Annotated in this window: 14 protein-coding genes and 3 pseudogenes; 6 read left to right on the top strand and 11 right to left on the bottom strand. The window is 72.3% G+C overall.

The window, feature by feature from the left end:
* Positions 1-108: 108 nt before the first annotated feature.
* Positions 109-1,215, bottom strand: a pseudogene (locus AB0E62_RS36490) (alkene reductase).
* Between the two features lie 61 nt (positions 1,216-1,276).
* On the opposite strand from AB0E62_RS36490, the gene AB0E62_RS36485 reads away from it, so the two are divergent.
* Positions 1,277-1,651, top strand: coding sequence for a MerR family transcriptional regulator (locus tag AB0E62_RS36485; RefSeq protein WP_362204203.1), 375 nt, complete (start codon positions 1,277-1,279; stop codon positions 1,649-1,651).
* A gap of 79 nt (positions 1,652-1,730) precedes the next feature.
* Here the strand turns inward: AB0E62_RS36485 and AB0E62_RS36480 are convergent, their stop codons facing one another.
* The 5 genes and pseudogenes from AB0E62_RS36480 to AB0E62_RS36460 all read right to left on the bottom strand — a co-directional run bounded on the left by AB0E62_RS36480 (position 1,731) and on the right by AB0E62_RS36460 (position 5,774).
* Positions 1,731-2,867 carry an NAD(P)/FAD-dependent oxidoreductase gene (locus AB0E62_RS36480; RefSeq protein WP_362204200.1) on the bottom strand — a complete coding sequence of 379 codons (1,137 nt, stop codon included), beginning with the start codon at positions 2,865-2,867 and terminating at the stop codon, positions 1,731-1,733.
* Positions 2,868-3,300: 433 nt separating this feature from the next.
* Positions 3,301-3,933, bottom strand: coding sequence for a DUF6368 family protein (locus AB0E62_RS36475; protein WP_362204197.1), 633 nt, complete (start codon positions 3,931-3,933; stop codon positions 3,301-3,303).
* 34 nt (positions 3,934-3,967) lie between these two features.
* A pseudogene (locus tag AB0E62_RS36470) lies at positions 3,968-4,237 on the bottom strand (DUF4232 domain-containing protein); the annotation flags it as partial.
* Between the two features lie 255 nt (positions 4,238-4,492).
* Positions 4,493-5,569 (bottom strand): response regulator, encoded by a 1,077-nt coding sequence (locus tag AB0E62_RS36465; RefSeq protein WP_362204194.1) that lies wholly within the window; start codon positions 5,567-5,569, stop codon positions 4,493-4,495.
* Positions 5,562-5,774, bottom strand: a complete 213-nt coding sequence (locus tag AB0E62_RS36460) for a hypothetical protein (RefSeq protein WP_362204191.1) — start codon at positions 5,772-5,774, stop codon at positions 5,562-5,564. The genes AB0E62_RS36465 and AB0E62_RS36460 overlap by 8 nt, the downstream gene beginning before the upstream one ends.
* Before the next feature lie 452 nt (positions 5,775-6,226).
* On the opposite strand from AB0E62_RS36460, the pseudogene AB0E62_RS36455 reads away from it, so the two are divergent.
* Positions 6,227-6,685, top strand: a pseudogene (locus AB0E62_RS36455) (VOC family protein).
* 73 nt (positions 6,686-6,758) lie between these two features.
* Here the strand turns inward: AB0E62_RS36455 and AB0E62_RS36450 are convergent.
* Complete coding sequence (locus AB0E62_RS36450) at positions 6,759-7,262, bottom strand: Lrp/AsnC family transcriptional regulator (RefSeq protein WP_362204188.1); 504 nt, start codon at positions 7,260-7,262, stop codon at positions 6,759-6,761.
* A gap of 136 nt (positions 7,263-7,398) precedes the next feature.
* Between AB0E62_RS36450 and AB0E62_RS36445 the strand changes: the two genes are divergently transcribed.
* Positions 7,399-8,085 carry a nitroreductase family protein gene (locus AB0E62_RS36445; RefSeq protein WP_362204185.1) on the top strand — a complete coding sequence of 229 codons (687 nt, stop codon included), beginning with the start codon at positions 7,399-7,401 and terminating at the stop codon, positions 8,083-8,085.
* Positions 8,086-8,131: 46 nt separating this feature from the next.
* Here the strand turns inward: AB0E62_RS36445 and AB0E62_RS36440 are convergent, their stop codons facing one another.
* Positions 8,132-9,490, bottom strand: a complete 1,359-nt coding sequence (locus tag AB0E62_RS36440) for a hypothetical protein (RefSeq protein WP_362204182.1) — start codon at positions 9,488-9,490, stop codon at positions 8,132-8,134.
* A gap of 274 nt (positions 9,491-9,764) precedes the next feature.
* On the opposite strand from AB0E62_RS36440, the gene AB0E62_RS36435 reads away from it, so the two are divergent.
* The 3 genes from AB0E62_RS36435 (at position 9,765) to AB0E62_RS36425 (ending at position 12,494) form a co-directional block, all read left to right on the top strand.
* Positions 9,765-10,475, top strand: a complete 711-nt coding sequence (locus AB0E62_RS36435) for a lytic polysaccharide monooxygenase (RefSeq protein WP_362204179.1) — start codon at positions 9,765-9,767, stop codon at positions 10,473-10,475.
* Between the two features lie 283 nt (positions 10,476-10,758).
* Positions 10,759-10,905: a hypothetical protein gene (locus AB0E62_RS36430; protein WP_362204176.1), complete on the top strand. Its 147-nt coding sequence runs from the start codon at positions 10,759-10,761 to the stop codon at positions 10,903-10,905.
* A 272-nt stretch (positions 10,906-11,177) separates the two neighbouring features.
* Positions 11,178-12,494: a phytase gene (locus tag AB0E62_RS36425; protein WP_362204173.1), complete on the top strand. Its 1,317-nt coding sequence runs from the start codon at positions 11,178-11,180 to the stop codon at positions 12,492-12,494.
* A gap of 89 nt (positions 12,495-12,583) precedes the next feature.
* On the opposite strand, the gene xdhC is transcribed toward AB0E62_RS36425, so the two are convergent.
* From xdhC to AB0E62_RS36410, 3 genes are read right to left on the bottom strand one after another with little or no spacing between them, the layout of a single operon-like run.
* Positions 12,584-13,393: a xanthine dehydrogenase accessory protein XdhC gene (gene xdhC / locus AB0E62_RS36420; protein WP_362204170.1), complete on the bottom strand. Its 810-nt coding sequence runs from the start codon at positions 13,391-13,393 to the stop codon at positions 12,584-12,586.
* 1 nt (position 13,394) lies between these two features.
* Positions 13,395-15,932 (bottom strand): xanthine dehydrogenase molybdopterin binding subunit, encoded by a 2,538-nt coding sequence (xdhB, locus tag AB0E62_RS36415; protein ID WP_362204167.1) that lies wholly within the window; start codon positions 15,930-15,932, stop codon positions 13,395-13,397.
* Positions 15,929-17,392 (bottom strand): FAD binding domain-containing protein, encoded by a 1,464-nt coding sequence (locus AB0E62_RS36410; protein ID WP_362204164.1) that lies wholly within the window; start codon positions 17,390-17,392, stop codon positions 15,929-15,931. Before AB0E62_RS36410 ends, xdhB begins: the two co-directional genes overlap by 4 nt.
* Positions 17,393-17,399: the final 7 nt, after the last annotated feature.

Genomic DNA, 17,399 nt, shown 5'->3' with positions numbered 1-17,399 from the left:
CTTGTCCATGGGCGGTATGCCTTTCGGAGAGGCCTTTCGGTATGCCTTCGGGAGGAGCCCGTTGTCCGGGGAGGTGGGCGGTCGGCGGTCCGCCACGGCCGTGCGGGGTCAGTGCGGGTGGCGGTAGGCGGGGTAGTCCGTGTAGCCGGTGGGACCGCCGGTGTACATGGCGTACCGGGCGCGGACGGGATTGACGGGGGCACCGGTGCGGATCCGCTCGACCAGGTCGGGGTTGGCGAGGAAGGGGCGGCCCAGGGCGACCAGGTCGGCTCCGGCCCGCAGGAGCCGCTCCGCTGCCGCCCGGCCGCCGTCGGCCGGGATCTGGTCGGCGGGCAGGACGGGATTGGCGACGAGGGTGCCGGCCCACTGCTCGCGCAGACGGGTGAACAGCGGCCGGACGGGGTCGGCGAAGGCGATGTGCAGGTACGCGAGGCCCTTGCCCGCGACGGCCTCGATCAGGGCGGGCTACAGGACCTCGGTGTCGGTCTCGGTGATGCCGTTGACGGTGTTGCCCGGGGAGATGCGCAGGCCGGTACGGCCGGGGCCGATCGCCTCGGCGACGGCGTCGACGACTTCGGTGGTGAAGCGGATGCGGCCGGCGACGCTGCCGCCGTAGCCGTCGGTGCGGCGGTTGGTGCCGGGGGCGAGGAACTGGTGGAGCAGATAGCCGTTGGCGCTGTGGACCTCGACCCCGGCGAAGCCGGCGTCGACGGCGCGGCGGGCCGCGGCGGCGAAGTCCGCGATGGTCTGCCGGATGTCCTCGGCGGTCATCTCGCGCGGGGTGACGGCCGGCCGCCGTCCGGTGGGCGTGTGGACCGGCTCGGGCAGCGGGACCGGCGAGGGGGCGATCGGTGTCAGTCCGCTGGTGTCGGGGTGGCCGATGCGTCCGCCGTGCTGGAGCTGGAGGAACATCGGACCGCCGCCCGCGGCCTGGACGGCCTTGGTGACCTGACGCCATCCGGCGGTGTGGCCGTCGGTGTGCAGGGCGGTGATGTTCGGGTACGTCCGCCCGACCGCATTGGGGGTGGACGCTTCGGCGATGATCATTCCGGCGGTGGCGCGCTGGGCGTAGTACTCGGCCATCAGCGGGGTGGGGGTGCCGTCGCTCTCGGCGCGGTTGCGCGTCATCGGCGCCATGACCAGGCGGTTCGCCAACTCGTACCGGCCCAGACGGGCGGGAGCCAGCAGGGGGGACGTGGTGGTGTCGTCTGTCATGGACTTACCGTAGAAGTTGACGCCCATGTCAGATTCAAGCCGGGGAGTTGTGATCCGCGTCATGCGCATCGGTGAACTGGCCCGTCGTACCGGAGTGAGCGAGCGCTCACTGCGCTACTACGAGAAGGAGGGCCTGCTCTCGGCCCGGCGGACGCCCGGCGGCCACCGTGAGTACGCCGAGACGGCGGTGGACCGGGTGCGGCGCATCCAGGAGCTGTACGCGGCCGGGTTGTGCAGTTCGAAGATCGCCGAGTTGCTGCCGTACATGCGCGACAGCGACGGCCGCCCCGTCCGGACCGCGGACGAGTACCTGGTCGGCGAACTGACGGTGGAACGCGCCCGGATCGACCGGATGATCCAGGACCTCCAGCGCTCCCGCGCCGTGCTGGACACGGTGATCGAGGCCGCCGCACGCCCCCGCGAGAGCGCTCCCTGATCCGCTGACCGGGCCGCCGCCGGGCAAGGGCGCCGGCCGGGCGTGCCGAGGCCCCGCGGGAGAGCCTCGGCCGCAGGTCCTACTGGGACTCCTCGTGCCGGATGAGGGCGGCGATCAGGTCGTGGGGTGTGGGGGTGCCGGAGTCGTTCCCGTGGGCGTCGCCGCCTTCGAAGGCGGCGGCTTCCGCGCTCCGGGGGAACATGGCCTGCTCGTAGGCGGTCAACGCGGCCTCCGTGTCGCCGGGATGCGCGGCGAGGGCCTCGCCGAGTCCGGCGCCGTCGAGCATGGCCAGGTTGGCGCCTTCGCCGTTCGGGGCCGCCAGGTGGGCGGCGTCGCCGATCAGGGTCACCCCCGGCACCCGGTCCCACCGGAGCCCTGTCGGCAGGGCGTAGAGGGGGCGCAGGACGGGCGCGGTGTCGCTGTCGGTGATCAGTGCGGTGAGTTCCGGTGCCCAGCCGTCGAATTCCCGCGCGATCCGGGTGGTGGCCGCGGTGGCGTCGGTGAAGTCGATGGCGGCGAACCAGTCCTCCGGTTGGGTCAGTCCCACGTAGGCGTGCAGGGTGTCGTCCTTCTCCCGGTGGGCGAAGAGGTCCTTGTCGGGCGTGTGGACGATCATCGAGCCGCCGCCGACCGCCTTCGCGGCGGCCGGATGGCGGGTGACGGCGTCGAAGAGGTAGGTCTCGACGACCGACTTGCCCGTGTACTCGGGTGTGGCGGTGGTCAGGAGCGGCCGTACCCGTGACCACGCGCCGTCCGCGCCGACCAGCAGACCGGTGACGACCGTGGCACCGTTGGCGAACGTCACCTCGTGACGGCCCTCGCCGAGGGTCCGGACGCGGCCCGCCTTGTGCCCCCATCGGACCGTGCCGGCCGGGAGCGAGTCGAGCAGCATCTGCCGCAGATCGCCGCGCTGCACCTCGGGGCGTCCCCCCGTGCCGTCGTCGGCCTGGTCGAACAGGACGGTGCCGTCCGGGGCCAGGAACCGCATCGCCTGTCGGCCCTCCAGGACGAGGCCGCCGAACTCGTCCAGCAAGCCGGCCGTTTTCAGGGCGAGTTGCCCGTTGTAGTCGTGGATGTCGAGCATCCCTCCCTGCGCCCGGGCGGCCGGGGAGGGCTCCGCCTCGTAGACCGTGGCCGGTATCCCGTGGACATGCAGGACACGCGCCAGCATGAGCCCGCCGAGCCCGGCTCCGATGATCGTGACATCAACAGTCATGGAAGGGTTCCTCCTCTGGTTCGGACCGCCCGGCAAACGCCCGGCGGCCGGTTCCGCAGACACCGCCGCGGACGGCCCGGACGATGTGCCACCGGCAGCCGCCCCGCTGGGAGCCCGCCGCCGGCCACCACCAACCTCCCTCCGCCCGCCTACAAACCACCGACAAACCACCCACGGCCACCGACAGTTCATCGACAGCCGTTCCTGGCTTGGCAGGCCGGCGCGGGTGACGAACGGGGTACCGCCGCCGGCACCGGGGTCGCGGTGCCCCTCGCGTACGGCGCCGCGCCGCTCACGCGCACCGGCGCCCCTGTCTGTCCACCGCCGGCCGGCCGGGCGTCCGCTGGGGCGCCGGCCCGCTCTCGCCTCCGGATCGGGCAACCTGGCGATGGTTCCGGGGCACAGCACGGCATCAGCCGCGGATCTGTCCGGGCTACTTGACCAGTCGGAAGGCGGGGTGCCCGACCCAGGCCCGCAGGAACTCCGCCGTTCCCAGCGCCGTCCAGTCGTCGTTCGTGATCCCCACCACCCCCGGAAGGCCGGCGACGACCGACGCCTGTCCGTCCAGCAGCTCGGCTTTCGCCACGCCCCCGATGACGTCCATGACAGCGGCGGTCAGCAGGGCCGTGGCCACGTGGTCGATCTCGCCGTTGCAGCCGGCGCTGACATTGACGGCATGGGTCGGCCTGAAGCCGAGGACGGCCTCCACCTCGGGCTCGTCCGCGTGCTCAGCCTCGAACGTGCTCTCGTCGCCGGCACCCGGCCCCATCAAGTAGACCAGGAAGGGCCGACGCCGGTCCTCGCGCTGCGGATTGAATCCCACCAGAGCTGTGAGACCCTCGTCCGCCATGGTGTTGCCGAGGAGTGGAAGCGGGAACGGCTTCCGCCAGTCCTTCTCCCGCCTGTCCTCGACGCCCAGTCGTTCCACTGGCACGTTGACGTCGAAGAACCCCGGCCGTTCCTCGTCGAAGCGGGAGGAGAGCCCCGCCATCAACGCGCGCAACTGCCGCAGGGCAGCCGGGGAGAGCGGCTCCGCCAACTCGATCACCAACGTCGGACCGGACATGCTGGAAGCCTAGTTCGATCGGCTCCTCGACCGCTCACCTTGCCTCCACACCGAGTCCCGCCGCTTCACGCACCCGCGCACCCGCGCCGCCGACCCGCCGGCGTACCGTCGTCCGCCACGGTCTGACGCCGAGCTTCCCGGTGGTGCCGAGGTCCAGGTGCGGGGTCACCGTCACCGGATCGGCGCCCTCCTTCGCCCGGCCCCTTACAAAGGGCACGGCGACCGGCGTGCCGGACTCCGTGGTGTTGCGCCAGACCAGGCCGGCGGTCGCCGACTCTCCGGGCTCGAGCCTGACCGGCCGGGGCCGCCCCCGGCCTACTCGGTCGTCTTCACCTTCATGAGCGGCGCCGGCCGGGCCGTGACCAACCGGACCGAGACCGTGCGCGACGTCCGCCCGGGACAGACCGCGCGGGGCCAAGCCGTGCCGTGCCGTGTCGTGCCGATGTCACGATCACCGACAGGCCACCGGCTCGCCGCACTGTCACCCCAGGGGTTCCGTGCCTCGGGTGAGCGCAGAGCGCAGCGGCTGTCCCGGCACGGGCGGTCCCGGCAAGCCGGGCTACTGGCCGTGTCGTTCCAGGTAGATGGAGGTGAACACGGCGACCTTGGCGCGCAGGGCCCAGGGGTCGAAGGGCTTGCTGATGTAGTCGACGGCGCCGGCGGCGTAGCCACGGGCGGAGTGTTCGGACCCCGTGCCCATCGCCGTCAGGAAGATGATGGGCACGTCTCGTGTGCGTGGGCGGCGTTTGATGTGGGCGCAGGTCTCGTAGCCGTCCATCTCCGGCATCTGCACGTCCATGATGATGACGGCGAAGTCGTCGTGGTCGAGCAGGGCCTTGAGCGCCTCCCGGCCCGAGGAGACCGTGACGAGCTCCTGTTCGAGCGTGGCCAGCACCGCGGTCATCGCCAGCAGGTTGTCCGGCTGGTCATCGACGACGAGGATCTTGGGCATGCCCTGCCGGCCCGGCGGCAGCACGGCCGTCGTGGCCTGTTCGACGGCATCCAGCTGGCGTTCGAGCAGCTCGCAGCGGTCCTCCGCCGCGGCGCGCTGGGCCTGTGCCTCCTCCAGGGCCGCGCCGAGGCGTTCGACCTCGAACTGCAGCGCGTCGCGCTCCCGGAGAAGGCCGTAGACATCCGGATGCGCCTTCGCGATCTCGTCCGCCCGCCGCTGCACCGCGGCGCGGTCGACCTCCAGCTGGTTGAGCCGTGTCTCGAGGTCTGCGATGCGCTGCGTCCGGTCCAGCAGCGCATCGCCGAGGACGTCACCGCGGACGCTGGAGCGGCGGGAGACATGGTCGGCGTCGGCCAGTTGCCGCTCCAGGATCTCCACGGCGTGCTTGGGCGAGGAGGCGGCGTCCACGGCCGATCCGTACAGGCCGCGCACCAGCTCGATGGCCTCGGTGGTGACCGCGGTCCCACGATGTTCGGCGACATCGGCGAAGAGGTCGCTGATCACCTGCCATGGCGGTAACCGGGTGCCGTTGAGGTACCGGGAGACCGTGCCCGGGTCGAGCCGGCGCCGGGCCGCGTACCGGCGGACGGACACATCGAGGCTTTCGAACAGTTCGCGCAAGGCCTCGGCCAGTGCCCGGGGCGCCTCGTTCAGGTCGTCCCCCAGAGGTCGCAGTTCACCCATGGCTGTCGCTCTCGGCCTGACCGGCGTCCGCGGGGGCCGGCGGCTGGGCAGCGCTGCCCTCGGCGGCGACGAGCCGGTTGAAGAACGCCACGGCCGGCCCCGTGGCGGCAAGGCCCACGAGCAGGCTGCGCGCGGCCCCTTCCCCGGCGGCGGCCGTCAGCCCGCCCGCCGCCGCGCCGGTGAGCAGGCCCAGCAGAAGTACCAAGGCCGATCTCAGTGACAACAGAGGACGGTCCACCGCGCGCTCCATTCTTCCCATCCCGCCGGCGTACGACGGGACGTGCCCCCCATCCGGCCGTTCGCGGACGGTGGGACCAGGATGGACGAAGCCGGGGGTGTTGCGGTCCACGATCCTGAAGCGGGGTCGTGCGAACCGCCTGTTGCGCGGACGTTGCCGCCGCTCGTGCCGCCGTTCTGGCCGGTCAGGCGCTCGGTACGCGGGCCTCGCGCCGGTGTTGCTCCGCAACGGTGTCGCTCTTGGGCAACGCCCGGCAGCGCGGGGCGACTTGCCGGAGGACGACGGCGACCGACTCGGCACATGTCCGTTACGGGTCACGCGGACCTGCTCCGCATCGTGCGGATGCGACAGAGCACCGGACATCCTTGCGCACCTCGCTCGGCGACACTCCTGGCGGGCACATTGGATCGTCGGCCGACATGACGCTGCGACCTGTGCAGGTGGACATCAAGGCTCTCGACAGCTCGCGGTCGGCCGGTTCTGGGCGGAGGCGCTCGGCTGGACCGCCGACAGCCCGGGCGTGACCACGTACGTCGGTCCCGCGGGCGGCATCGTCCGGCCGAACCCCGTCCTCGTGTGCGTCGATGTCATTCCCGTCTCCGAGTCCGGGACGCCCGCGAAGAACACACACGTCGGCCAGGGACACCGGGCCGGTCGCCAGGGTCGTGGTCGACTGCGCGGATCCGCGGGGCGCGAAGACCGTGCCGGACCGCGTCCACCTCGGCCTGTTGCCGTACCCCGGTGACGACAAGGCGGCGGAGGTGGCCCGGCTGCGGGCTCTCGGGGCCGCCGACCTCGACCTGGGCCAGGGCGACGTGCCGTGGTCGTGCCTCACCGACCCAGAGGGCCACGAGTACTGCGTCCTCGCCCCGTCCTGACTCGCCCCCTCCCGACACGGGGCCGCCGCAAGACGTCCGGCCCGCCGGCCCCGGTCCGTGCGGCCGGCGCCGGTCATCCGGGCCCTGCGTCCGGCTTCCCCGGCAGGCCGGCCAGGTCGTCGACCAGGGGCTGGACCCGGTAAGGGATGACCGCGCTCAGCGCGATGACCGTCGTGCTGCGACGGACTCCTGGCACTTCCAGGACGTGGTCGATCACCTGTTGCACGTGCTGGTTGCTGGTGCCCGCGATGCGGCACCAGATGTCGCCCGGGCCCGTCACGATGTGGGCCTCGAGGATCTGCGGCACGGCCCGCAGGCGCGCGGCGATGGCGGCGCGGGCCGGCTGGTCCACCTCGAACGTGGTGAACGCCTCGACGACGTGGCCGAGCGCGGCGACGTTCACGTCCGGTCCGTAGCCGGTGACCACGCCGGAGCCGGTCAGCCGGTCGAGCCGCGCCTGCAACGTGCCCCGGGCGACGCCGAGTTGGCGGGCGATCTCCAGCAGGCCCTCGCGCGGGCGCTCCCTCAGCAGGCGCAGCATCCGGCCGTCGAGCCGGTCGAGTCCCTGTCGTGCCACCGTACCTGCCGATCTGTGACCTCGGAGACACCTTCACGCCCCATTCTTTGTCAGATTAGCAACGGGAGACGGAGTCTGTTGCCTGTACGACGGCCGATGGCTCACGCTGTGGGATCCCCGTCCACGAGGAGCAGTCGTGAGGCAGCACTCCCACCCGTTCATCCCGTACCGTCCCGAGCGGTACGACGAGGCCGAGATGGTCCGGCGGGGGAAGGACTTCGTGTCGTTCCTCGACCGCCGGCGCAGTGTGCGGTTCTTCAGCGACGAGCCGGTGCCGCGCGGTTGCGTCGACCTCGCCATCGCCGCGGCGAACACCGCGCCTTCCGGGGCTCACCTTCAGCCGTGGAAGTTCGCCGTGATCGGCGACGCGGAGACCAGGCACCGTATCCGGATCGCCGCCGAGGAGGAGGAGCGGGTCAATTACGAGGGCGGCCGGATCCCGCCCGAGTGGCGCGCCGCGCTGGCCCGCCTGGAGACCACTTCGGACAAGAGCTATCTCGACGTGGTGCCGTGGATCGTCGTCTGCTTCGCCGAGAAGAGCACCGTCCTGCCGGACGGTTCGCTGCGCAAGAACTACTACGTGAACGAGAGCGTGGGCATCGCCTGCGGCTTCTTCATCGCCGCCCTGCACGCGATGGGGCTGAGCACCCTGACGCACACGCCCAACCCGATGGGCTTCCTCACCGAGATCTGCGGGCGGCCCGGCAACGAACGGCCCTACATCCTCTTCCCCGTCGGCTACGCCGCCGCCGACTGCGAGGTCCCGGACCTGGCGCGCAAGTCGCTGGCCGAGGCGACCGTGGAGAGCCCGGGGCTGCTGTGACCGCGCTCCCCCGAGCGGCGCGGCCTCGCGTGTCGCGGGGGGGCGTTCAGCGGTCCGCGGCTTCCAGGGACGGGGGCAGGCGCAGGGCGAGGATGTCCCGGTGGCCGTTGACGTCACCCGGTACCAGGCCGTCGTCGTGGGGGAAGACCGCGGTGCGGCCGGTGGTGTCCGTGGTGACCTCTTCCGTCCCGGTGGGGCTCTCGGTGCCGTCCGCGGCCACGTCCAGCCGTCGTACGACGCCGGTGCGCAGGTCCTTCGCGAACACGTCGCGGGCGCCGTTGGTGTCGCCGGGCACGAGATTGTCCGCCGCGGAGGTGAAGAAGACCCGGCGCGCGCCCGCGCTGAGCCGGCCCCGGCCCGAACCGTCGTGTGCCTGCGCGCCGTCGGCGGCGGTGCTCACGCGCCGGGTGGTGCCGGTCGTCAGGTCACGTACGAACACGTCGGCCGCGTCGTTGGTGTCGCCGTCCACCACGTCGGCCGACGGGGAGGAGAAGACCGCGTAGCGCCCGTCCGGGCCGAGGCCCGTCGTGGGTGACGCCGGCATGTTCAGGGTGTTGCCCTCGCGGTCGACGGCGGCGGGCACGGTCTTCCCGGTGCGGGTGTCGTGGACGTAGAACCACCAGGGCCTCGGTCCCCGTGGTGCCCGCGCCGCGGCCGTCCCGCGCGGCGGGTACCACATCCGGCGGAACCCGATCCTGCTGCCGTCCGCGCTGATCGTGGGCGCCAAGGAAGTGCTGGTTCCCCCGATGTGGTCGGTGAAGACGCTGGCCAGCCTCGTGGTGCCCCTCGCCCGGTCGTGCACGAACACGTCGATACCGCTGTTGGTGTCCTGCGGCACCAGGTCGTCGCGGTAGGAGGCGTACGCCACATGGCGGCCGTTCGCGCTGATCACCGGGTCGTAGCTGTTTCCGGGATCTCCGCCCGGGCGGGGCACGACGGCCTCGGTGCGTCCGGTGGCGCGGTCGTGCACGAAGACGTCCCAGGCGCCGGGGGTGTCTCCCGGGGCGAGGTTGCCGGCGTAGGAATCGAACGCGACGTAGCGTCCGTCCGCGCTCACGGAGACGTGCGAGGCGGCGGCGTCGGCCTGGCTGCCGTCGTCGGCGACGTCGGCGCGGTCCACGGCACCCGTACGCAGGTCCTTCACGAAGACGTCGGCGAGGCCGTTGGTGTCGCCCGGCACCAGGTTGCCGGCGTCCGAGACGAACGCGACGAAGCGGCCGTTGCCGCTGACCACGGCGTCTCGCGACTCCCCGTCGGCCGGGGTGCCGTCCGCCGCCGTGCTCACCACCACCGGGCGGGGGTGCCACGTCCCGCCGCTCGCCGGGGGTGTGGCCGCCGCCGGCACCACGCCCGCCACGCAGGCCAGCACCGCCGCCGGTAGGACGACCGGTCCCCGGAACCGCATGTCCCCTCCCCTGCCCCGCTGAGGGCCCTTGCGGCCCGAGCCGAGCCAATCCCGGCGCGCCCGCCCGGGTCAACAGGCGTTCCGGCCACCGGCGGTGGCTTCGCAAGTTCACCTTGTCCAAGGTCTTGACCGGGACCGCTCCATGGCTATGGTCTAGACCTAACAGGCGAAAGGTCCAGACCACCGTCGGCCCTCGCCCCGCCCCATCCCGCATGACCGGCAAGCCCGGTTCCTCAGGCGACGGTTGAGACACACACCGAAGGAAGTGGCAGGCATGAACACGAAGAGACGAGCGGCTCTCACGATCGGCGCGCTGGTCGCCCCGGTGCTCGCCGTCAGCCTCCCGGCGAGCACGGCCAGCGCCCACGGCTGGGTGACGCTGCCCACGAGCCGGCAGCAGCAGTGTGCCGAGGGCGTCGTCGCCTGCGGTCAGATCAAGTACGAACCGCAGAGCGTCGAGGGGCCGAAGGGCCTGCGGAGCTGCAGTGGCGGACACGCGGAGTACGCCGAGCTCGACGACGACAGCAAGGGCTGGAAGGCCACGCCGGTCGGCACGACCGCGACGTTCACCTGGCACAACACCGCCCGGCACGCCACCGCCAACTGGCAGTATTTCATCGGGGGTCAGAAGATCGCCGAGTTCGACGGCCGCAACCAGCAGCCGGCCGCGGACGTCAGCCAGCAGGTGAACTTCGGCGGCTTCACCGGCCGTCAGAAGGTGCTCGCCGTCTGGAACATCTCGGACACCGCCAACGCCTTCTACTCCTGCGTCGACGTCAACATCGGCGGCGGCAACGACGGTGGCAGCGGTGGCGGCGGCGGAGACACCTGCACCGCGCCGGCCTGGGACTCCACACGCGTCTACAACGGCGGCGACACCGTCTCCTACGGCGGTCACACCTGGCGCGCCAAGTGGTGGGTATCGGGCGACAAGCCCGGCACCACCGGCCAGTGGGGCGTCTGGGAGGACCTCGGCACCTGCTAGACCCGGGCCCGGGCCCGTCGGTGCGCCCCCCGGGGGGCGCACCGGCCTCAGCAAAGCGCGGGGACGGGAGTGCCCAGGGGAGCCCGGTTCGGGGCAGGGCACCCGTACCGTCGGCCGGGCCCGTCGCCCGCACTGCCCAGTAGGTGGCCAGGACGGCTCGCGGACGATCGGCTGGGCGGGGCCGTTCCCGCCCCCGGAAAGCGGGTGGACCGCCCGTCTCCGGGTAACCGGGAATCCAACCAGTGCCGCAGCAGGAGCAGCGCACGACGACGGGAGGAGCGTCATGGCCGGGGTTGTCGAACGGATCAAGCAGTTCGCGAGGAGCCCGCAGGGCCGGCGGACGATCGAGCAGGTGCGCAGGACCGCCGCCGATCCGCGCCGCCGCGCCCAGGCGCAGGAACTGATGCGGAAGTTCCGCGGTCGCCGGTGATCCGGACCGGGCCGCGGGCGGCGGGACCAGGTTCCGTGAGCGCGGTCGGAACACGGCGCGGCGGGCCCGTCCTCCCGGAGGCACTGCCGCCGGGGCCGGGCCTGCGGCACCGGCGGCGGCAGCGGGCCCGAGAGGAGCCGGACGAGCGGTGATGAACGACAGTTGGCCTGCGGTCGTCCCGCCCGTGACCGGCTGTCCAGCTCCCGGTTCCCTGAAGGCAAAGTTCTCCCCCCAAGATCGGCATGTCCGTGACACCGATCAAGGAAGCGCTTGTGAACACGCATCGCACACCGCGCAGAGCCGCCGCCCTCGCCCTGGGGGCCGCCCTGCTGGCCCTGCTGACCGCCGCCCCGGCCGGGGCCGACGACGAGGGCCTGCCCACGGTCACCCCGGTCGGCGAGACCGCCGCCCTGTACGACGACAAGGCGGGCGGCGAGGCCGACGCGGACGACCCCGCGATCTGGCGCAACGCGGCCGATCCCGACCACAGCCTCGTCATAGCGACGGCGAAGAAGGGCGGCCTGCGCGTGTACGGCCTGGACGCCCGCCTGGTGCAGTCGTTGCCGGCGCCGCGTCCGCCGGCCGAGGACGACGCCCCGGGCCGCTTCAACAACGTCGACCTGGTCACCGGCCTGAACACCCCCGCCGGCCGGACGGACGTGGCCGTGGTCAGCGACCGGGGCAACGACCGGCTGCGGATCTACCGCATCGACCCGTCCCGGCCGGGCGCCCCGCTGACGGACATCACCGACCCGGCCGCCGCCCCGGTCTTCTCCGCCGACCAGGCCGAGATCAACGACCAGCGCACCGCGTACGGCCTCGCCACCTGGCGGGACAAGACCACCGGCCGCTCCTACGCCCTGGTCAGCCAGCGGGAGCGGACCCGGCTCGCCCTGCTGGAACTGACCCCGACCGCGCGCGGCACCGTCGGTTACCGCAAGGTCCGCACGCTCGACCTGCCCGCGTCGTTCCGCCTGCCCGACGGCACCACCTGGTCCCCCTGCGCCGAGCCCGGTGAACTCCCCCAGGTCGAGGGCATGGTGGTGGACCCGGCCACCGGCACCCTGTACGCCGGCCAGGAGGACGTCGGCATCTGGCGGCTGCGCGCCGACCTGACCAGTCGGCCGGTCCTGGTCGACAAGGTCCGCGAGTACGGCGTCCCCGGCGTCTACGACGAGACCACCGAGGAGTGCACGGCCGGCGCCGATCCCGGTTTCGGCGGTGAGCACCTGACCGCGGACGTCGAGGGCCTGACCCTGTTCCAGGAGTCCGACGGCGACGGCTACCTCTTCGCCTCCAGCCAGGGCGACAACACCTTCGCCGCGTACGACCGCGAGGTGAGCGAGGACAACGAGTACGAGGGCGGCTTCCGCGTCGGCCCGGCGTCCGCGACGCTCGACGGTTCGGAGGAGTGCGACGGCGCCGCCGTGCTGAACGCGCCGCTGGGCAGCCGCTTCCCGAACGGCCTGCTGGTCGTCCAGGACGGCCATGACACCCCCGAGGTCCCCGACGGCGAGGGCGGGACGCGTACGGCGACCGGCTTCAAGTTCGTCGACCTGGGCGACGTGGTGGACGCCGCCGGCCTGTGACATGAGGGTGCCCCGCGGATGTGCGTTCGCACGAGCGCGGGGCACCCTGCCGTCCCGTGGGGGAGCTCCGGGCTTCGCAGGTCCGGGGGTCAGTCCCCCTCGGTTTCGAAGGTGTGCAACAGATCCGCGGCGACGCTCACGGCGATGGTCGCGGGTTCCTTGCCGGTGATGCCGGGCAGCCCGATGGGGGTCTTGATCCGGTCGATGGCCGAGTCCTCGTGACCGCCCTCGGTGGCGAGGCGTTTGCGGAACCGCGCCCACTTGGCCGCCGACCCGATCAGCCCGATGGAGCCGAGGTGGGCGGTGCGCAGGGCGGCGTCGCACAGAGCGGCGTCCTCGGCGTGATCATGCGTCATGATCAGGACATGGGTGCCGCGCGGCAGTTCCTCCAGCACCTCCTCGGGCAGCAGCGGCGTGTGATGCACGCGCACCTGCGCCACCGCGTCCGCCAGCACGCCGAGCCGTTCCTCGGTGAGCAGGTCGGCACGGCTGTCGATCAGGTGGAGGTCGAGGTCCTGACGTGCCAGGATGCGTGCCAGTTCCAGCCCCACGTGTCCGACGCCGAAGATCGCCACCGCCCGTACCACCGGCAGGGGTTCGAGCAGCACCGAGACCGTGCCGCCGCAGCACTGCACCCCGTGCTGGTTGGTCACCTTGTCGTTCAGGGCGAAATCGATCAGCTCCGGCTCCGGCTCGGACGCGGCGATCATCTCCCGGGCCCGGTCGATGGCGACGGCCTCGACGTTGCCGCCGCCGATCGAGCCCCACGTGCGGGTCCGCCCCACCACCAGTTTCGCACCGGCGTCGCGCGGGGCGTGACCGCGCACGGTCGCCACGGTCACCAGCACGCCGGGCTCCCGGCGTGCTCGCAACCGTGCGACCGCGGCGACCCAGGTCATGTCAGGCACCGCGCAGCGCTTCCGCGTCGGTCCGGTCCCTGCCGACGGCAGCCTGCCCGTTGCCCGCGTGCCCATTGCCCGCGTGGCCGTTTCCGGCGTGGCCGTCGACGGACTGCCCGAGCCTGACCTGGCCGTTCCCTGCGTGACCGTTCCCGGCGTGACCGTCGGCGGCGGACCCGGTGCCGGCCTGACCGCCCTGGGAGGCGTCGGCCTGGCGAGCCGCCTGGATCGCCCAGTACACCGCCTCCGGCGTCGCCGGCGAGGCCAGCTCGACGCTCGCCCCGCTCGGCCCGAACGCGGCGGCGGCCTGCCGCAGCGCCTCCCGCACCGAGAACGCCAGCATCAGCGGCGGCTCGCCCACCGCCTTGGAGCCGTAGACCGCGCCCTCCTCGGTGGCGTTCTCCAGCAGCGTGACGTTGAACTCCTCGGGCATCTCCGAGAAGCTCGGCAACTTGTAGGTGCTCGCCGCCTGGGTCAGCAGCCGGCCGCGGTGCGGCCCGTCACTGGCGTCCCAGCGCAGATCCTCGAGCGTCAGCCAGCCCGCACCCTGCACGAAACCGCCCTCGACCTGACCGATGTCGATCAGCGGGGACAGGCTGTCGCCGACATCGTGCACGATGTCCACCCGACGGATGCGGTACGCGCCGGTGAAGCCGTCCACCTCCACCTCGGTCGCCGCGGCGCCATGGGCGAAGTACTTGAACGGCGAGCCCCTGAAGGTCTTCGCGTCCCAGTGCAGCCCCTCGGTCCGGTAGAAACCGGCCGCCGACAGCTGAACCCGCTGGAAGTACGCCGTGCGCACCAGGTCGTCCCAGGCCAGCTCCTGGTCGCTGCCCAGGAGGCGCGCCACGCCCCCGACGATCCGCACGTCCGAGGCATTGCCGCCCAGCCGGCTCGCGGCCACCCGCAGCAGTCGCTCGCGCAGCTGCTCGCAGGCGTTCTTGATCGCCCCGCCGTTGAGGTCCGCCCCGGAGCTGGCGGCGGTCGCCGAGGTGTTGGGCACCTTGTCGGTACGCGTCGGGGCCAGCCGCACCTTGTGCAGCGGGATGCCCAGCGTGGTCGCGGCCACCTGCATCATCTTGGTGTGCAGGCCCTGGCCCATCTCGGTGCCGCCGTGGTTGATCAGGACCGAGCCGTCCTTGTAGATCAGCACCAGCGCGCCGCCCTGGTTGAAGGCGGTGAGGTTGAACGAGATGCCGAACTTGATGCCGGTGAGCGCGAGCGCCCGCTTGGTGTGGGGGTGCGCGGCGTTGAAGGCGGCGATCTCCCGCTTGCGGTCGGCGAGGCCGGCGTTGTCCTTGACCTGCTGCCAGACGGTGGCGATCCGCTCGGCCTGCGTGACCGGCTGTCCGTACGGCGTCGTCTGGCCCTGGGCCGGCCGGTAGAAGTTGCGCTCGCGCAGCTCCACGGGGTCCAGGCCGAGCCGCGGTGCGCAGCGGCCCAGGATGTCCTCGATCACCAGCATGCCCTGCGGTCCGCCGAAGCCGCGGAAGGCGGTGTTGGAGACCGTGTGGGTCTTGGCGATACGGCCGGCGACGCGGGCGTTGGGGATCCAGTAGGTGTTGTCGATGTGGCACAGCGCGCGGGCCAGCACCGGCTCGGACAGGTCCAGGCTCCAGCCGCCGTCCGCGACCAGGGTGGCGTCCAGGGCCTGGATGCGGCCGTCCGCGTCGAAGCCGATCTTCCACCGGGCGTGGAAGCCGTGCCGCTTGCCGGACATGGTCAGGTCCTGCGTCCGGTTGAGCCGGAACCGCACCGGCCGGCCGGTCAGCTTGGCGCCGAGCGCGGCGACCGCCGCGAACCCGTGCGGCTGCATCTCCTTGCCGCCGAAGCCGCCGCCCATGCGCAGGCACTGCACGGTCACCTCGTGGGCGGGCACCCCGAGCACGTGCGAGACGATCTCCTGGGTCTCCGACGGGTGCTGGGTGCTGCTCTGGATGAACACCTGCCCGTTCTCGTCGATCTGGGCCAGCGCGGCGTGGGTCTCGAGATAGAAGTGTTCCTGACCGGCGAACTGGAACTCGCCGGTGAACACGTGCGCGGAGTCGGCGAAGCCGGCGTCGATGTCCCCGGTCTCCATGAGGGGCTGGGCGCCGTGGTAGCTGCCGGCCGCCATCGCGTCCTGGAGCGTGACCAGGGACGGCAGTTCCTCCAGCTCCACCTCGACGGCCGCCGCACCGAGCCGGGCCGCTTCCAGGGTCTCACCGAGCACCCAGGCGACCGCGTGGCCGTAGAACATGACCTCGTCGGGGAACAGCGGTTCGTCGTGCTTCATCCCCGCGTCGTTGACGCCGGGCACGTCGGCTCCGGTCAGCACGCGTACCACGCCGGGCAGCGCGAGCGCGCGCTCGGTGCGCAGCGCGGTGATCCTGCCGTGGGCCTTCATGACCTGGACGGGATAGGCGTGCAGCACGTCCTTGGTGCGCCAGACCAGGTCGTCGGTGTAGAGCGCGGTGCCGGTGACGTGCAGGGCGGCGCTCTCGTGCGGCAACGGGACGCCGACGACGGGATTCTCGGGGCGTTCGGACAGATGACTCATGACGACACCGCCTCGGTGGTTCCAGCGTACAGCTTCAGCAGGCTCTGGCCGAGCATCGCGGAGCGGTAGTCGGCGCTGGCACGGTGGTCGTTCATCGGCGTGCCCTCGGCCTGCAGCACCCCGGCCGCGGCCTCGACCGTCTGCGCCGTCCACGGCCTGCCCTCCAGGGCCGCCTCGGTGGCCAGGGCGCGGATCGGGGTGGCGGCCACGCCGCCCAGGCCGATGCGTGCCTTGCGGACGATCCCGTCCTCGATGTCGAGCGCGAAGGCGACCGCGACGCTGGAGATGTCGTCGAAGCGCCGCTTGGCGATCTTGTGGAAGGCCACGACCGGCGACAGCGGCAGCGGGACGCGCACCGCGCGGATCAGCTCGCCGGGGCGGCGCACGCTCTGCCGGTAGCCGGTGAAGTAGTCCGCCAGCGGCACCTCGCGCTCCCCGTCGGCGTCGGCGAGCACCAGCGACGCCTCCAGCGCGAGCAGCACCGGCGGGCTGTCACCGATGGGGGAGCCGGTACCGAGGTTGCCGCCGAGGGTCGCGCTGTTGCGGATGAGCCGGGACGCGAACTGCGGGAACAGCTCCGCCAGCAACGGGATGTCGCCGTCGAGGCGGCGTTCGATCTCGGTGAGCGTCAGCGCCGCCCCGATCTCGATGACGTCGGATTCCACGCGCAGTTCCCGCAGTTCGGGCAGCCGGTCGACGGCGACCACGCAATCCGCCCGGCGGGACCGGATGTTGACCTCCACGCCCCAGTCGGTGGAGCCGGCGACCACGACCGCGTCGGGCCGCTCGCGCAGCAGCCGGAGCGTCTCGTCCAGGGTGTCCTTGCGCAGGAACGCGCTGTCGTCCTGGGTGTACTCGGTGGCGACCGGTGCGGGCGGGGACTGCTCGCGGCGCTGCGCGAGCGGGTCCTCGGCTGTGGGCTCACCGACGGCGAACGCGGCGTCGCGGATCGGGCGGTAGCCGGTGCAGCGGCACAGGTTTCCGCTCAGGGCGTGCAGGTCGAACCCGTTCGGACCGTGCTCGGCGTCGGTGGCGTCGGCGGGGGCCGCGTGCGCGCAGCGGTCGGGCCGGTAGTACTCGGCGGCCATGCTGCAGACGAATCCCGGGGTGCAGTAGCCGCACTGGGAGCCGCCGCGGACCGCCATCTCCTCCTGCACCGGGTGCAGGGTGGAGGGCTTGCCGGGTTCGCCGGCGGTGGCGAGGCCTTCGGCGGTGACGACCTCCTGGCCGTCGAGCGCCGCGACCGGGACCAGGCAGGCGTTGACCGCCACCCAGTCGGTGGGCTTGTTCACCCCGGGACGGGCCACCAGAACCGAACAGGCGCCGCACTCACCCTCGGCGCAGCCCTCCTTGGTGCCGGTCAGGCCGCGCTCGCGCAGGAAATCCAGCACCGTGGTGTGGGGCGCGGCCGGTGAAATCGGTGTTTCTTTTCCATTGACCGTGATGCGCGCCGCTACCATGACAGGC

Origin of the sequence: Streptomyces sp. NPDC038707 (assembly GCF_040636485.1) — a bacterium.
Lineage (GTDB): Bacteria > Actinomycetota > Actinomycetes > Streptomycetales > Streptomycetaceae > Streptomyces.
This window is presented reverse-complemented; position numbering and strand designations above follow the sequence as displayed.

Excerpts from the sequence above, each read along its gene's own strand:
- xdhB (WP_362204167.1), bottom strand. The coding sequence starts at position 15,932 with ATGAGTCATCTGTCCGAACGCCCCGAGAATCCCGTCGTCGGCGTCCCG.
- AB0E62_RS36465 (WP_362204194.1), bottom strand. The coding sequence starts at position 5,569 with ATGGGTGAACTGCGACCTCTGGGGGACGACCTGAACGAGGCGCCCCGG.
- AB0E62_RS36440 (WP_362204182.1), bottom strand. The coding sequence starts at position 9,490 with ATGCGGTTCCGGGGACCGGTCGTCCTACCGGCGGCGGTGCTGGCCTGC.
- AB0E62_RS36475 (WP_362204197.1), bottom strand. The coding sequence starts at position 3,933 with ATGTCCGGTCCGACGTTGGTGATCGAGTTGGCGGAGCCGCTCTCCCCG.
- AB0E62_RS36485 (WP_362204203.1), top strand. The coding sequence starts at position 1,277 with ATGCGCATCGGTGAACTGGCCCGTCGTACCGGAGTGAGCGAGCGCTCA.
- xdhC (WP_362204170.1), bottom strand. The coding sequence starts at position 13,393 with ATGACCTGGGTCGCCGCGGTCGCACGGTTGCGAGCACGCCGGGAGCCC.
- AB0E62_RS36435 (WP_362204179.1), top strand. The coding sequence starts at position 9,765 with ATGAACACGAAGAGACGAGCGGCTCTCACGATCGGCGCGCTGGTCGCC.
- AB0E62_RS36430 (WP_362204176.1), top strand. The coding sequence starts at position 10,759 with ATGGCCGGGGTTGTCGAACGGATCAAGCAGTTCGCGAGGAGCCCGCAG.
- AB0E62_RS36480 (WP_362204200.1), bottom strand. The coding sequence starts at position 2,867 with ATGACTGTTGATGTCACGATCATCGGAGCCGGGCTCGGCGGGCTCATG.
- AB0E62_RS36410 (WP_362204164.1), bottom strand. The coding sequence starts at position 17,392 with ATGGTAGCGGCGCGCATCACGGTCAATGGAAAAGAAACACCGATTTCA.